Genomic DNA, 14,536 nt, shown 5'->3' on the forward strand with positions numbered 1-14,536 from the left:
GTTTTCATCTCGATTACCTATCCGTCAATTCCAGGAATCTCTTATGGATTTTAAAAGACTAATGGCGTTTTTTGCCATTTCAGTGGCAATTTTTGCCGGCTGGGAACATTTTTTCCCCAGCCCCAAACCTAATCCGGCGCAACAAGCCGCGCAACAGCAAACGGCCGCTGCTCCGGCAAAAGCCGCTGCCGAAGCCGCGCTTGCTCCAGCCACCCCCATTACCGTTACCACAGACACGGTCAAAGCCGTCATCGATGAAAAAAGCGGCGATCTGCGCCAGCTGACCCTCTTGCAATACAAAGCAACCGGTGACGAACACAAACCTTTCGTCCTGTTTAACGACGGCAAGGAATACACCTACGTTGCCCAATCCGAGCTTTTGGACGCACAAGGTAACAACGTACTAAAAGGCATCAGCTTTACCGCTCCGCAAAAACAATACAGTTTGGAAGGCGACAAAGTTGAAGTCCGCCTGAGCGCACCTGAAACCAACGGCCTGAAAATCGACAAAGTTTATACTTTTACCAAAGGCAGCTACTTGGTTAACGTCCGTTTCGACATTACCAACAGCAAAGGCCAACCCGTCAACCTGAGCGCAGACTACCGCATCGTCCGCGACCACAGCGAACCTGAAGGCCAAGGCTACTTCACCCGTTCTTACGTCGGCCCGGTGGTTTACACCCCGGAAGGCGGCTTCCAAAAAGTCAGCTTCTCTGATTTGGACGACGATGCCAAATCCGGCAAATCCGAAGCCGAATACATCCGCAAAACGCCGACCGGCTGGCTCGGCATGATTGAACACCACTTCATGTCCACTTGGATTTTACAGCCTAAAGACGGCCAAAGCGTATGCTCTGCAGGCGAATGCAACATCGACATCAAACGTCGCAACGACAACCTGTATAGCGCAAGCGTCAGCGTGCCTTTAGCCGCCATCCAAGCCGGTGCAAAAGCCGAAACCGCCATCAACCTGTATGCCGGTCCGCAAACCACTTCCGTTATCGCCAATATCGCCGACAAACTGCAACTGGCCAAAGACTACGGCAAAGTACACTGGTTCGCCTCCCCACTCTTCTGGCTCTTGAACCAACTGCACAACATCATCGGCAACTGGGGTTGGGCAATCATCGTTTTGACCATCATCGTCAAAGCCGTCCTGTATCCATTGACCAACGCCTCTTACCGCTCTATGGCAAAAATGCGTGCCGCCGCACCTAAATTGCAAGCCATCAAAGAGAAATACGGCGATGACCGCATGGCGCAACAACAAGCCATGATGCAGCTTTACAAAGACGAGAAAATCAATCCGCTGGGCGGCTGTCTGCCTATGCTGTTGCAAATCCCTGTCTTCATCGGTCTGTACTGGGCATTGTTCGCCTCTGTAGAATTACGCCAAGCGCCTTGGTTGGGTTGGATTACCGACTTGAGCCGTCCGGATCCTTTCTACATCCTGCCTTTTATTATGGCGGCAACCATGTTTGCACAGACTTATCTGAATCCGCCATCAACCGACCCAATGCAGGCGAAAATGATGAAAGTCATGCCTTTGATTTTCTCCATCATGTTCTTCTTCTTCCCTGCCGGTTTGGTTCTGTACTGGGTAGTCAACAACCTCTTGACCATCGCCCAACAATGGCACATCAACCGCAGCATTGAAAAACAACGCGCCCAAGGCGAAGTTGTTTCTTGATAAAAGCTTAGGCAACACAAAGGCCGTCTGTTGTTCAGACGGCCTTTTTTTATTTCCTCAAATACAGTTTGAAATTGAACCCAATCCAGTTTTAAGCAGCATGAAGTACAAAAATAGTCGGACGTTTTTTCAAATTCGGCATTTCTTTTCTTTTTCGCCACTGCGCAATCGTCTGACTGATGATTTCCTGTGTCGGCAAAGTTAAATCCGTGGCCACGCACAAGCGCGTTTCAGGATGCAGGTTTTCCACCGCATCAGCCAACAACGCATCGTTGCGATACGGCGTTTCGATAAACAACTGCGTTTCATTCTGCTGGCGCGAACGTTGCTCCAAAGCCTTCAAACGCTGAATCCGCTCATTTTTTTCAGACGGCAGATAACCCTTAAATGCAAAGTTCTGCCCATTCGCACCTGAAGCCATCAGCGCCAGCAACAAGCTGGACGGGCCGACCAAAGGCCGTACTTCAAAACCGTGTTTATGCGCCAATGCCACCAAATTCGCGCCCGGATCGGCAACAGCCGGGCAACCTGCCTCGCTGACAATGCCCATACTGCGCCCTTCTTGCAAAGGTTTCAGCAATTCCGGTAAAGTCTTCAAATCCGTGTGTTCATTCAGCGTTTGCAAATTCAGCTCGCGGATAGGCGTAGTCACGCCCAAATGTTTCAAATGCGCACGCGCTGTTTTTTCCGCTTCCACGACAAAATCCGTCAGCCCGACAATCGCCTGTTGCTCATGCGGCAACAGGCATGGCGTATCAGGCGCACCCAAAGGGGTGGGAATCAAATACAAAATCGGTTTCATTCTTGCAACTCCAAAAAATCTCAGGCCGTCTGAACACATTCAGACGGCCTCAAACTATAAAACTTCCACACCTTCGTTTTTCAAAAAATCAATCAGACGGAAAATCGGAAGGCCGATCAAAGCATTCGGGTCCGTACTTTCAATCTGCTCCAACAAAGCAGCACCCAAACCCTCGCTCTTTGCCGCACCGGCACAATAAACCGCATCCGGCTCGCGTTCCAAATATCGGCTGATTTGCGCCTGCGTCAACTGTCGCATGGCAACCACCGTATGATCGACATGATGCTGAACCTTGCCCGTAGCAGTATTCAAAAGCACGATTGCGCTGTAAAATTCAATCCGTTTTCCGCTTAAGTCCGCCAGCATCTGTTGTGCATTTGCGACGTTCATCGGCTTGCCCAATTGACGTCCTTCGCACCATGCGACTTGGTCTGCACCGATAATCAGCGCAACAGGGAAAGTTGCCGCCAATGAACGGGCTTTGCCTTCCGCCAAACGCAGCGCCGTCTCGCCTGCATGCTCGCCCGCAATAGGCGTTTCGTCAAAATCAGGCGATGCCGTCTGAAAATCGATACCCAAACGGCGAAGCTGTCCGCAGCGGAAAACCGAACTCGACCCTAAAACCAAAGGCAGTTTTACTTCCATATTTTTACTTAAAAACATTGACGTTAGACTGCCGAAATTATATCATACTCCGTTTATGTCATACCCTAATTTGATTGACCCAGAAGTTTTCGCCGCCGAAGGGCAGAATCTGCAAGGCAGCTTCCTGCTCGAAGAATTGGATGAACGAGTCAGTTCGCACGATTATCCGGCCGACAAACAGACACGCGTGTCGTTTACGCTGCAAGGCGGTCGCGACCGGTTGCAACGTCTGTTTCTCGATTTAAACGTCAAAGCCGACATGCCCCTGATTTGCCAGCGTTGCATTACGCCCATGCCGTTTCTGCTCGATGAAACCAGCCGTATCGTCCTGTTTGCCGATGAAGAGAGTTTGGACGAAGCCATGCTTGCCGATGAAGAATTGGAAGGCATGCTGCTCGAAAAAGAGCTTGACGTGCGGACTCTGGTTGAAGACCAAATCCTGATGTCGCTCCCTTTCTCCCCTCGACACGAAGACTGCGGCAACAATGGAACACTGGATGAAGTCAATCGGGACAAACCAAACCCCTTCGCTGTTTTAGCAGGTTTGAAAAGCAGTTAATTAGGACACAGTTTATTTATCTAGGAGCTTGAAATGGCCGTTCAACAAAACAAAAAATCCCCTTCTAAACGCGGTATGCACCGTTCACACGACGCTCTGACTGCGCCTTCTCTGTCTGTTGACAGCGCAACCGGCGAAGTACATCGTCCACACCACATTTCTCCAAACGGTATGTACCGTGGCCGTAAAGTGGTAAAAGCTAAAGGCGAATAATCCGTTCGTCTGACTGAAAAAGCCAGAATATTGCCATGCAATGACTGGCTTTTTTGCATTGCACCCTGTATTTTCCTCTTCGGAAGCACACCATGAAACGTAAAATCTGGTACACCTACGACGACATCCACCGCGTAATCAAAGGATTGGCGGAAAAAATCCAAAACTCCGGCACCAAATACGATGCCATGATTGCCATTGGCGGCGGCGGTTTTATCCCTGCCCGCATGTTGCGCTGCTTCTTAGAAATTCCGATTTACGCCGTAACCACAGCCTACTACGACAACGATAACGAAGGTCAAGTTACCGAGGAAGTGAAAAAAGTCCAATGGCTTGATCCCGTTCCAGATGTCCTGAAAGGCAAAAACGTACTGGTCGTCGACGAAGTGGACGATAGCCGCGTTACCATGGAATTTTGCCTGAACGAATTGCTGAAAGAAGATTTCGGCACCGTCGGCGTGGCAGTATTGCATGAAAAAATCAAAGCCAAAGTCGGCAAAATTCCTGAAGGTGTCCCTTATTTCAGCGGCATTACCGTTGAAGACTGGTGGATCAACTATCCTTGGGACGCGCTGGACATTGACGAACACAACAAATTGGCCGCGCAAAACCAATAAATCTGGCACGACCGTCGCAACAAGCCTTTTCATCTGATTTTCAATTCAATTTCCTGAAAATCAGATGAGAGTGCTTGTCCGATTGTTTGAGGCCGTCTGAAACACACAAACCGGAGAACAACATGATTACACTGGCCGTAGATGCCATGGGCGGAGATGCAGGCCTTGCGATGACCGTCCCCGGTGCAGTGGATTTCCTGAAACAGCAATCCGACGTACATCTGATTATGGTCGGAGATGAAGCAGCAGTCCGCCAAGCATTAAGCTCGGCAGGCGCGCCTATGGACCGCATTACCGTCTGCCATGCAGCGCAAGTCGTCGAAATGGATGAAGCGCCGCAATCCGCGCTGAAAAACAAAAAAGAATCATCCATGCGCATCGCCATCAACCAAGTCAAAGAAGGCAATGCACAAGCCGCCGTATCGGCAGGCAATACCGGCGCACTGATGGCGACCGCCCGATTCGTTCTCAAAACCATTCCCGGCATTGAGCGCCCTGCTATCGCCAAATTCCTGCCTTCCGACAGCGAACACGTTACTCTGGCTTTGGATTTGGGAGCTAACGTCGACTGTACGCCCGAACAACTGGTTCAATTTGCCATCATCGGCAGCGAGCTGGTATACGCATTGCACCCTGAAAAAGGCAGTCCGCGTGTCGCCCTTTTGAACGTCGGCACAGAAGACATCAAGGGTACGGATGCCGTCAAACAAACCTTTAAACTGTTGAGTAGCAGCAAACTCAACTTTATCGGCAATATCGAAAGCAACAGCGTTTTGTATGGCGAAGCTGATGTCATTGTCGCAGACGGTTTTGTTGGCAACGTTATGCTCAAAACCATCGAAGGCGCGGTTAAATTCATGAGCGGCGCCATCCGCCGTGAATTCCAAAGCACCCTGTTCAACAAACTTGCCGCCATTGCCGCCCTGCCCGCACTCAAAGGCTTGAAAGGCAAACTGGATCCGCGCAAATTTAACGGCGCCATCCTGCTTGGTTTACGCGGTATCGTGATTAAGAGCCACGGTGGAACCGACGAAGTCGGCTTCCGTTATGCTTTGGAAGAAGCCTACCATGAAGCCAAATCCGCCGGACTCGCACAAATCGAACAAGGCGTAGCCACCCAGCTGGCTGCTTTGGAAGCCGCCAAAGCAGCAGCCGAACTGGAAGAAACCGCTACTCCAACAACGGAAGCTTAAGGCTGATATATACAGGCCGTCTGAAACTCCAAAATGTTCAGACGGCCTGTTTTTATCTTTAATCACCGACTTCATTCTTAATATTGGGAATTTTCCCATTTTCGCTTACAATACCCGACTATCTGAATCAACTCTCTAAAAAGGCCGTTCTCATGCAATATGCCAAAATTTCCGGTACAGGCAGCTACCTTCCTGCCAACCGCGTCAGCAATGACGACCTTGCCAAAAAAGTGGACACTTCCGACGAGTGGATTACCACGCGTACAGGTATCAAATTTCGCCATATTGCAGACGACAGCGAAAAAACCAGCGACTTGGCCGCCGAGTCAGCATGCCGTGCCTTGGCAGATGCCGATTTGCAGGCTGACGATATCGATCTGATTATCGTCGCCACAGCCACTCCCGATATGCAGTTCCCTTCTACGGCAACCATCGTGCAGCAAAAATTGGGCATTGCCAACGGCTGCCCTGCCTTCGACGTACAAGCCGTGTGCGCCGGTTTTATGTATGCCATGACCACTGCCAATGCCTATATCAAAAGCGGCATGGCAAAAAATGCTTTGGTGATCGGCGCGGAAACCTTCAGCCGCATCGTCGATTGGAACGACCGCACCACCTGTGTCCTCTTTGGTGACGGTGCGGGCGCGGTTGTCTTAAGCGCATCTGACGAACCGGGCATCATCCACGGCAAACTCAAAGCCGACGGCAACTACCTCAACCTTTTGAACGTCCCCGGACAAATCGCCAACGGCCAGATTTGCGGTTCGCCCTACATCAGCATGGACGGCCCCGGCGTATTCAAGTTTGCCGTCAAAATGCTGTCAAAAATCGCCGATGACGTTATCGAAGAAGCCGGTTACACCACCGATCAAATCGATTGGCTTGTACCGCACCAAGCCAATAAGCGCATTATCGACTCTACCGCCAAACACTTAGGCTTGAGCATGGATAAAGTGATCTTAACCGTCCAAGACCACGGCAACACTTCCGCAGCCTCCATTCCACTGGCACTGGATGTCGGTATTAAAAACGGCCAAATCAAACGCGGACAAAACCTCTTGCTCGAAGGCATCGGCGGCGGTTTTGCCTGGGGTGCGGTCTTAGTAAAATACTAACGGTTGGGCCGTCTGAACATCCCTTTCAGACAGCCTATTCTGCTAAAACCCATGAAATCCCTAACGTTTGCACTCTGCATCAGCAGCCTGTTTTTAAGCATAACGGCTATAATATTGCCCAAACTGGCAATCGCCTATCTCGCACTGAGTGCATACGTTTTCCTGCTTTACTACCTAGACAAACAGCGCGCACGCAACCACGGCAGACGCATACCCGAAGCAAAATTGCACCTGCTCAATCTGCTTGGCGGCTGACCGGGCGGTTATTGCAGCAGCCTCGCATTCCGGCATAAAACCAGCAAACTCAGTTTTGTCCGCACCTTCCGGCTGACCGCTGCAACCAATACTGTCGCCACCCTCCTTCTGCTGGCAGACACCCTCAAACATTCAAACCAATAAGGAATTACCATGTCTTTCGCATTCTTCTTCCCCGGACAAGGCTCACAAAGCCTAGGCATGATGAACGGCTTTGCCGAGCAAGCCATCGTTAAAGTCACATTTGACGAAGCTTCCGCCGTATTGGGTCAAGACCTGTGGGCAATGATTAACGGCGAAGATGCCGAATTAATCGGACAAACCGTCAACACCCAGCCCATCATGCTGGCTGCCGGCATTGCCACCTACCGCGCCTACTTGGAAGCCGGCGGTAAAATCCCTACCGTCGTTGCAGGCCACAGCCTCGGCGAATACACCGCCCTCGTCGCTGCCGGCGCATTAGATTTTGCAGACGCGGTCAAACTGGTTCGCCTGCGCGCCGAACTCATGCAATCTGCCGTACCTCAAGGCGTAGGCGCAATGGCCGCTATTTTGGGTTTGGAAGACGAACAAGTAAAAGCCATTTGTGCCGAAGCTGCACAAGGCGAAGTCGTTGAAGCCGTCAACTTCAACTCTCCAGGCCAAGTTGTGATTGCCGGCAACACTGCCGCAGTCGAACGCGCCATGGCCGCCGCCAAAGAAGCCGGAGCCAAACGCGCCCTGCCGCTGCCTGTTTCCGTACCCTCACATTGCAGCCTCATGCAGCCTGCAGCGGAAAAACTTGCCGAAGCACTGAAAGACATCACCATCAAACAACCGCAAATCCGCGTCATCCATAACGCCGATGTCGCTTCTTATGATGATGCCGACAAAATCAAAGATGCCTTGGTACGCCAACTGTACAGCCCGGTGCGCTGGACAGAAACCGTCAACGCACTTGTCTCCGAAGGCATCACCGAATCCGCCGAATGCGGCCCCGGCAAAGTCCTCGCAGGCCTCGCCAAACGCATCAACAAAGAAGCCGCGTGCAGCGCATTGACCAATGCCGACCAAGTAGCTGCATTTATCGAAGCCCACTAAAACGTTTTCAGACGGCCTTATCCTGTCAGGCAAGGCCGTCTGAAAAATTAGCCCACTTCAATCCGAATACATTATGAAAAAAACCATTATTCTTGCCGTTCCCTACATGTACGGACTGGATCAATGTATCGAAAAAAATCTGCGTTTTCTTGGCTTTGATGTCATTAATCTGTGCTATGACGACCGAGATTCCTATTATCCGAACTTGGGCAGCAGACTCAAAAACCTCTACCACAAACACATCGCCAAAGACGGCAACTATAAAAAATACCTCAAATACAGCCGACACCTTGACGACATTCAGCAAAAACTGGCCTCACTAAACGGCAAAAAAGCCGATTATGCGCTCTGTATCCGCGCCAATATTTACCCAAAAGAAATCATCGCCACCATCCGCGAACACAGCAATGTTTGCGTGAATTATCAATGGGATGGCGTAGGTCGATTTCCAGATATTATTGAATATTTGGATTATTTTGACCAATGCTGGGTTTTCGACCCCGACGATATTCAAAAATATCCGCAATGCCATTTCAAAGCCACCACCAATTTTTACTTTGACTTTCCCGTGGCGGAATATGCACCCACCAACAAACTCTACTTTTTAGGCGGCTACGAACTCAGGCGCGAAGAGCAAACCAAACGTTTTATCCAAGAAACCGAACGCCTCAACCTACCCTTGGATTTTCATATCTACTGCAAAGACGACAGGGCTGAAAAAGCCTTCGGACACAACGGCATCCGCTATCTTGACCGCAGCAGCATCCTCAGCTTTGAAGAAAACCTCAGCCAAGTGCAAAGTTGCGGCGCAGTCGTCGATTTTGCACAATTCGAACATTACGGCTTATCATTCCGTATCTTTGATGCGTTACGTTTCGATAAAAAACTAATTACCACCAACAAACATATCTTGGAGACCGACCTATACCACCCAGACCGCGTGTTCGTATGGGACGGCGGTAATTTAGACGCATTGCCTGAATTTTTGGCACGCCCGTATCAGCAACCTGCCCCTGAAATCAAAGCCTATTATTCGTTTACACAATGGCTAAACCGCCTACTCGGCATTGATTAACCCTATTGCCTATGGCAAATATCCTTGCCTGACAAAATATTACATTGAATACATTATGAGTAAGAAAAAAGTCATTCTCGCCATGCCGGAACTCTTCAAAATCCATGAACTCATTATTGAGAACTTAGAAAAATGTGGATTTGAAGTGCTGTCTCTGACCTATGAAGAAAAAGAGTTCAAATACAAAAATGTATTTCAACGGCTGAAAAAGATCTGGTATCGAAATATTCTTGGACAAAAAGACTTCAAAAAACGGACCATGTTCCGCGCCGTAGAAGAACGCCTCAATACCCTGTTAAGCGAACATCCCGAACAAGCGGATTATTGCTTCATGATTTGGCTGGGCGCCTACCCGAAAGACTTCATCGCCAAGCTCAGAGCGCATTCAAAATTAATGGTGTATTACAACTGGGAAGCCCTGACCTTCTTAAAAGAAGACTTCGACAACATCGAATTTTTCGACAAATTTTACTTTTTCGATCCGTTTGACCAAGGCAAACACCCCGAATACGCCGAAAAACTCTTTCCAACCACCAGCTTCTACTTTGACAGCTTCAGGCCGTCTGAAAACCCGCAAAACAAAATCTTGTTTATCGGTTCGTACGCTGCCGACCGCAACAGCGACATCCGTGCATTTTGCGAAGCTGCACGTTCAATCGGTTTAGAAATAGATTTCCGCTTGGCCAGTAAGAAAATCGAAGAAGAAAAAGCGGCTTTGGGCATTCCCGAAGTCGAGTTCTTCTCATTTGAAAACGCCCTCTCCTATCGTCAAAACTTAGAAGAAGCGGCCAAATCCTCCGTATTGGTAGATTTCCTCAACCGCAAGCACTACGGTCTCTCTCTGCGGATTTTCGAAGCTATTGGTTTGGACAAAAAACTGATTACGACCAATCCGACCATCATACATTACGATTTTTATCACCCGAACAATATGTTCTACTGGGACGGAAGCAACCTTGAAGAACTCAAAGCCTTCCTGACCTTGCCGTATGTACCGCTTGCCCCAGGCTTGAAGCACAAATACAGCTTCAGCAACTGGATCAGCTGCGCATTTGATATTGAACCGAATATCCCTATCGGATTACCTGAAATCGATAGAGAAGTTGTGGAGAATTTAAATGTTTGATAGAGAAAAATTAGTATTAGAAACTGTTCATATCCGCAAACGAGAATTCATTAAACAGCCGAAACATATTGTTTATGCAGCCGATCAAAACTATATCAAACACATCGGCACTGCGTTACTTTCTGTGCTGCAAAACAATACCAGTCCAATACATTTTCATTTGTTAGTTAGTGGTTCAGAAGGTTATGATTTTAATATTTTCGATCAAATTGAAACATCAAATCAAAACTACGCGATAAGCGTTTACCATTTAAATACAGAATACTTTTCTACCCTGCAGACTACCCATTATTTTACTATCGCTATGTATTACCGTATGAGTATCCCTTGCTTATTAAAAGGTATTACTCATACTGCGCTTTATTTAGATACTGATGTACTGTGCTTGGGCAACATTGATGATTTATTTGAAATCGACATTTCAAATTCTTTGATTGCTGCCGTACCTGATGCAATCTTATACAGAGCATATATAAAACAACTCAATCAATTTGGTTTTACAGATACTGAGCCTTATTTCAACTCTGGGGTCATTCTATTCAATATTGACAAATGGAATGATATGGCAATAGATAAAATTTTGTCTGAAAAAATGCAAGCCGTAGAAAAACAGAATTTTAAACTCTCCTGTCCAGACCAAGATATTTTGAATTTAGCCTGTATAGGTCATGTACACTGGCTTTCAGAAAACTTTAACTGGATACATTGGCATCAAAAATACAGTGAATTAATCGACAATCCCAACAATATCCGCTTAGTCCATTTTGTTGGTCATATCAAACCGTGGCATCAATTAGGCTTCCACCCTGCATATGATCAATATTTTAAGAATTCCCCATGGAATAACGGATATCTAGAACAACCTCTATCAACTTGGTTGCCCTTTCCAAATCCTAAAAGGAAATTTAGACAAGCAGCCAAACGGCTTTGGAAACAAGGACAAAAAAAGCAAGCATGGGCATACTACAGAGAATATTTATTACGAAGAATCAACAAACGACGGTATCAAGCACCCTCCCCAGGTAAATAAGGCCGTCTGAAACCATTTTTCCAATCTCAATTAAGGAATAAAACATGAGTACACAAGATTTAAGCGGCAAAATCGCTTTGGTAACCGGCGCATCGCGCGGTATTGGTGCGGCGATTGCCGATACTTTGGCTGCGGCCGGTGCAAAAGTTATCGGCACAGCCACCAGTGAGAGCGGTGCGGCTGCAATCGGCGAACGCTTGGCACAATGGGGCGGCGAAGGCCGTGCATTGAATTCTGCCGAGCCTGAAACCATCGAAAACCTGATTGCCGACATCGAAAAAGAATTCGGCAAACTGGATATTCTGGTCAACAACGCCGGCATTACCCGCGACAATCTCCTGATGCGCATGAAAGAGGAAGAATGGGACGACATCATGCAGGTTAACCTCAAATCTGTGTTCCGCGCCTCCAAAGCCGTATTGCGCGGCATGATGAAACAGCGTACTGGCCGCATCATCAACATCACATCTGTTGTCGGCGTGATGGGCAATGCCGGCCAAACCAACTATGCGGCTGCAAAAGCAGGCTTAATCGGCTTCTCCAAATCTATGGCGCGTGAAGTCGGCAGCCGTGGCATTACCGTCAACTGTGTCGCCCCCGGCTTTATCGACACCGATATGACCCGCGCCCTGCCGGAAGAAACCCGCAAAACCTTTGAAGCGCAAACTTCTTTGGGCAAATTCGGTGAAGCGCAAGATATTGCCGATGCAGTCTTGTTCTTGGCTTCTGATCAGGCAAAATACATTACCGGTCAGACACTTCATGTCAACGGCGGCATGTTGATGCCTTAAACCGTTTATTTAAAGGCCGTCTGAATATTTCAGACGGCCCTTTTTGTCAATCAAAACACTACTTTACATTCTATCTTGATATAATCTTAATAATCCGTTAGATAACGCTCGAAACAGTAAGTCCAAATAAGCATGATACGGGAAATCAAATTGCAGAAATGAAGTTCATTCTGTGCGTTTTTATTTGGGTTTGCTGTCGGTTTTCGACGTGTTTCAGACGGCCTATATAACAATAGCTACTTTTAACGAAAGGCCGCCCACTCTATGCACGAATTCTCCCTCGGTCCCATTGTCATTGTCCTGTTGGTTTCCGTCATTACGGTTATCTGCTGTCGCAAGTTCAACATTCCTTCCATGCTCGGTTATCTTTTGGTCGGTTTTATTGCCGGTCCGGGTATGTTCAAACTGATTCCGCAAAGCCATGCTACCGACTATTTGGGCGAAATCGGCATTGTGTTCTTGATGTTCAGCATCGGTCTCGAATTCTCCCTGCCCAAACTCAAAGCCATGCGCCGCCTCGTATTCGGCTTGGGCGGTTTGCAAGTCATCATTACCATGCTCTCGATTATGGGCATTTTGATGGCAATGGGCACGCCGTTTAACTGGGCGTTTGCCACTGCGGGTGCACTGACCATGTCGTCCACCGCTATCGTCAGCCGCATTCTGTCGGAGAAAACCGAGCTGGGTCAGCCGCATGGTCAAATGGCCATGGGTGTTTTGCTGATGCAAGATATTGCCGTTGTACCGCTGATGATTCTGATTCCGGCACTTGCCGGCGGTAGCGAAGGCAACTTATGGGTAGAGCTGGGCTTGGCCGGTTTGAAAATGTTACTGACCTTGGGCATTTTGTTCGTTATCGGCAGCCGTGTGATGTCGCGCTGGTTCAGACTGGTTGCCAAACGCAAATCGTCCGAACTCTTCATGATCAACGTTTTGCTGGTTACTTTGGGCGTGGCCTATCTGACAGAGCTTGAAGGCCTGTCTATGGCATTGGGCGCATTCGTTGCCGGTATGCTGCTTTCCGAAACCGAATACCGCATTCAGGTGGAAGACGACATCCGTCCATTCCGCGATATCCTGCTGGGCTTCTTCTTCATTACCGTCGGTATGAAGCTGGATGTTCAGGCGCTGATCGGCAACTGGCAGCAAATCCTGATTTTGTTGGCAATCCTGTTGGTCTTGAAAGCACTGGTCGTCTTCATCATCGCTTTGCGCATGAAAAACCCTACGAGCGACAGCCTCAAGAGTGCGCTTTATTTAGCACAAGGCGGCGAGTTCGGCTTTGTGATGCTGGCTATTTCCAGCAAAATCAATATGGTTTCGCCCGAGTTGGAACAAGCGGCCACTGCAGCCGTCTTGCTCTCCATGATTGCCGCACCATTCATTTTGGGCAGCAGCGATGCCATCGTCAGCCGCTTCGTCAAATCCGACTGGGACATGAAAGCCTTGGACTTGCACTCCATGCTGGTGGAAACCATGAGCAAATCCGAACACGTCCTGATTATCGGTTTCGGACGCGGCGGTCAATCGGTTGCCCGTGTATTGGCGCAAGAAGGTATCCCCTACTTTGCACTTGACTTGGATATTGCCCGCGTACAAGTGGCACGCAACGCAGGCGAACCGGTTTCCTTTGGCGATGCCAAACGCCGTGAAGTCTTGGAAGCCGCCGGCTTGGGGCGCGCCAAAATGGTGGTCATCACGCTGAACAATATGCACGAGACCCAACATGTTCTCGGCAACATCATGTCCATGCATCCGAGCATGCCGGTTTATGTTCGCGCCACCAATGACGATTACGTTAAAACCTTTACCGAAATGGGTGCTGAAGAAACCGTCTCCGATACCAAAGAAACCAGCCTGGTGCTGGCAAGCTATGCCATGTTGGGCCACGGCCTTTCCTACAACCATGTTTATCAAACCATAACCCACATCCGTCACAGCCGCTATGCATCTTTGCAAGACTTGTTTGTCGGCAGTGATGATGACAGCTTCTCCGACGAAGACAGCAAGGCCGTCTGCCGCCATGCCTTCCCATTGCAAGGCGAGGCACATGCCATCGGTAAAACCATCCGTGAATTGCCCTTGACCGCCCATCATCTGAAACTATTGTTTATCCGCCGCAATACCGGAAAAATCCAAGACCTTGACCCTGATTTCGTTCTGGAAACCGGCGACATTTTGGTTGTCGCAGGCAAACAGGAAGAAATTATTTCCTTTGAAAACTGGTGCTTGCAGGGAGACATCTAATTATCGGCAAATAAATCTTGCGCGCATCAGGATTTTTTGGTTTAATAACGTCTTCGCAATTTTGCGCATGGGTGATTAGCTCAGTTGGTAGAGCGTCT

The 14,536-nt window shown here is 48.8% G+C and carries 15 protein-coding genes; 13 read left to right on the top strand and 2 right to left on the bottom strand.

Going from position 1 to position 14,536, the window contains the following annotated elements; genetic code table 11:
- The first annotated feature begins 43 nt into the window (after positions 1–43).
- The gene (gene yidC / locus HMPREF2696_RS01140; RefSeq protein WP_070587513.1) at positions 44–1,690 is read left to right on the top strand and encodes a membrane protein insertase YidC; all 1,647 of its coding nucleotides are present in this window, start codon (positions 44–46) and stop codon (positions 1,688–1,690) included.
- Between the two features lie 91 nt (positions 1,691–1,781).
- On the opposite strand, the gene HMPREF2696_RS01145 is transcribed toward yidC, so the two are convergent.
- Together HMPREF2696_RS01145 and HMPREF2696_RS01150 are read right to left on the bottom strand one after the other, a co-directional pair.
- On the bottom strand, positions 1,782–2,492 hold the full coding sequence (locus HMPREF2696_RS01145; RefSeq protein ID WP_004520414.1) for an SAM-dependent methyltransferase: 711 nt from the start codon (positions 2,490–2,492) through the stop codon (positions 1,782–1,784).
- 54 nt (positions 2,493–2,546) lie between these two features.
- Positions 2,547–3,137: a Maf family protein gene (locus HMPREF2696_RS01150; protein WP_039862377.1), complete on the bottom strand. Its 591-nt coding sequence runs from the start codon at positions 3,135–3,137 to the stop codon at positions 2,547–2,549.
- Positions 3,138–3,192: 55 nt separating this feature from the next.
- Here HMPREF2696_RS01150 and HMPREF2696_RS01155 point away from each other — a divergent pair, with 55 nt between their 5' ends.
- From HMPREF2696_RS01155 to HMPREF2696_RS01210, 12 genes are all read left to right on the top strand, one after another.
- Positions 3,193–3,696 carry a YceD family protein gene (locus HMPREF2696_RS01155; protein WP_004520416.1) on the top strand — a complete coding sequence of 168 codons (504 nt, stop codon included), beginning with the start codon at positions 3,193–3,195 and terminating at the stop codon, positions 3,694–3,696.
- Positions 3,697–3,729: 33 nt separating this feature from the next.
- The gene (gene rpmF, locus HMPREF2696_RS01160; protein ID WP_002240035.1) at positions 3,730–3,909 is read left to right on the top strand and encodes a 50S ribosomal protein L32; all 180 of its coding nucleotides are present in this window, start codon (positions 3,730–3,732) and stop codon (positions 3,907–3,909) included.
- Positions 3,910–4,001: 92 nt separating this feature from the next.
- Positions 4,002–4,526, top strand: a complete 525-nt coding sequence (locus HMPREF2696_RS01165; protein WP_004520417.1) for a phosphoribosyltransferase — start codon at positions 4,002–4,004, stop codon at positions 4,524–4,526.
- A gap of 122 nt (positions 4,527–4,648) precedes the next feature.
- Positions 4,649–5,719 carry a phosphate acyltransferase PlsX gene (plsX, locus tag HMPREF2696_RS01170; protein WP_070503753.1) on the top strand — a complete coding sequence of 357 codons (1,071 nt, stop codon included), beginning with the start codon at positions 4,649–4,651 and terminating at the stop codon, positions 5,717–5,719.
- Positions 5,720–5,871: 152 nt separating this feature from the next.
- Positions 5,872–6,834, top strand: a complete 963-nt coding sequence (locus HMPREF2696_RS01175) for a beta-ketoacyl-ACP synthase III (RefSeq protein WP_039862361.1) — start codon at positions 5,872–5,874, stop codon at positions 6,832–6,834.
- A gap of 51 nt (positions 6,835–6,885) precedes the next feature.
- On the top strand, positions 6,886–7,089 hold the full coding sequence (locus HMPREF2696_RS11725; RefSeq protein WP_224783389.1) for a DUF1294 domain-containing protein: 204 nt from the start codon (positions 6,886–6,888) through the stop codon (positions 7,087–7,089).
- Between the two features lie 153 nt (positions 7,090–7,242).
- Positions 7,243–8,169 (top strand): ACP S-malonyltransferase, encoded by a 927-nt coding sequence (gene fabD, locus HMPREF2696_RS01185; RefSeq protein ID WP_004520422.1) that lies wholly within the window; start codon positions 7,243–7,245, stop codon positions 8,167–8,169.
- A 73-nt stretch (positions 8,170–8,242) separates the two neighbouring features.
- Positions 8,243–9,244 carry a WaaS/CpsH family glycosyltransferase gene (locus HMPREF2696_RS01190; protein WP_004520424.1) on the top strand — a complete coding sequence of 334 codons (1,002 nt, stop codon included), beginning with the start codon at positions 8,243–8,245 and terminating at the stop codon, positions 9,242–9,244.
- Between the two features lie 55 nt (positions 9,245–9,299).
- Positions 9,300–10,370, top strand: coding sequence for a WaaS/CpsH family glycosyltransferase (locus HMPREF2696_RS01195; RefSeq protein ID WP_004520425.1), 1,071 nt, complete (start codon positions 9,300–9,302; stop codon positions 10,368–10,370).
- Positions 10,363–11,400 (top strand): glycosyltransferase family 8 protein, encoded by a 1,038-nt coding sequence (locus HMPREF2696_RS01200; protein WP_004520426.1) that lies wholly within the window; start codon positions 10,363–10,365, stop codon positions 11,398–11,400. Before HMPREF2696_RS01195 ends, HMPREF2696_RS01200 begins: the two co-directional genes overlap by 8 nt.
- Before the next feature lie 44 nt (positions 11,401–11,444).
- On the top strand, positions 11,445–12,191 hold the full coding sequence (fabG, locus tag HMPREF2696_RS01205) for a 3-oxoacyl-ACP reductase FabG (protein ID WP_004520427.1): 747 nt from the start codon (positions 11,445–11,447) through the stop codon (positions 12,189–12,191).
- Between the two features lie 264 nt (positions 12,192–12,455).
- The gene (locus tag HMPREF2696_RS01210; protein ID WP_070503762.1) at positions 12,456–14,438 is read left to right on the top strand and encodes a monovalent cation:proton antiporter family protein; all 1,983 of its coding nucleotides are present in this window, start codon (positions 12,456–12,458) and stop codon (positions 14,436–14,438) included.
- Positions 14,439–14,536 lie beyond the last annotated feature (98 nt).

The organism is Neisseria sp. HMSC058F07, assembly GCF_001810035.1.
GTDB classification, from domain to species: Bacteria; Pseudomonadota; Gammaproteobacteria; order Burkholderiales; family Neisseriaceae; genus Neisseria; species Neisseria perflava.

Coding starts and splice junctions, on each gene's coding strand:
- yidC (WP_070587513.1), top strand. CDS start 44: ATGGATTTTAAAAGACTAATGGCGTTTTTTGCCATTTCAGTGGCAATT.
- HMPREF2696_RS01145 (WP_004520414.1), bottom strand. CDS start 2,492: ATGAAACCGATTTTGTATTTGATTCCCACCCCTTTGGGTGCGCCTGAT.
- HMPREF2696_RS01150 (WP_039862377.1), bottom strand. CDS start 3,137: ATGGAAGTAAAACTGCCTTTGGTTTTAGGGTCGAGTTCGGTTTTCCGC.
- HMPREF2696_RS01155 (WP_004520416.1), top strand. CDS start 3,193: ATGTCATACCCTAATTTGATTGACCCAGAAGTTTTCGCCGCCGAAGGG.
- rpmF (WP_002240035.1), top strand. CDS start 3,730: ATGGCCGTTCAACAAAACAAAAAATCCCCTTCTAAACGCGGTATGCAC.
- HMPREF2696_RS01165 (WP_004520417.1), top strand. CDS start 4,002: ATGAAACGTAAAATCTGGTACACCTACGACGACATCCACCGCGTAATC.
- plsX (WP_070503753.1), top strand. CDS start 4,649: ATGATTACACTGGCCGTAGATGCCATGGGCGGAGATGCAGGCCTTGCG.
- HMPREF2696_RS01175 (WP_039862361.1), top strand. CDS start 5,872: ATGCAATATGCCAAAATTTCCGGTACAGGCAGCTACCTTCCTGCCAAC.
- HMPREF2696_RS11725 (WP_224783389.1), top strand. CDS start 6,886: ATGAAATCCCTAACGTTTGCACTCTGCATCAGCAGCCTGTTTTTAAGC.
- fabD (WP_004520422.1), top strand. CDS start 7,243: ATGTCTTTCGCATTCTTCTTCCCCGGACAAGGCTCACAAAGCCTAGGC.
- HMPREF2696_RS01190 (WP_004520424.1), top strand. CDS start 8,243: ATGAAAAAAACCATTATTCTTGCCGTTCCCTACATGTACGGACTGGAT.
- HMPREF2696_RS01195 (WP_004520425.1), top strand. CDS start 9,300: ATGAGTAAGAAAAAAGTCATTCTCGCCATGCCGGAACTCTTCAAAATC.
- HMPREF2696_RS01200 (WP_004520426.1), top strand. CDS start 10,363: ATGTTTGATAGAGAAAAATTAGTATTAGAAACTGTTCATATCCGCAAA.
- fabG (WP_004520427.1), top strand. CDS start 11,445: ATGAGTACACAAGATTTAAGCGGCAAAATCGCTTTGGTAACCGGCGCA.
- HMPREF2696_RS01210 (WP_070503762.1), top strand. CDS start 12,456: ATGCACGAATTCTCCCTCGGTCCCATTGTCATTGTCCTGTTGGTTTCC.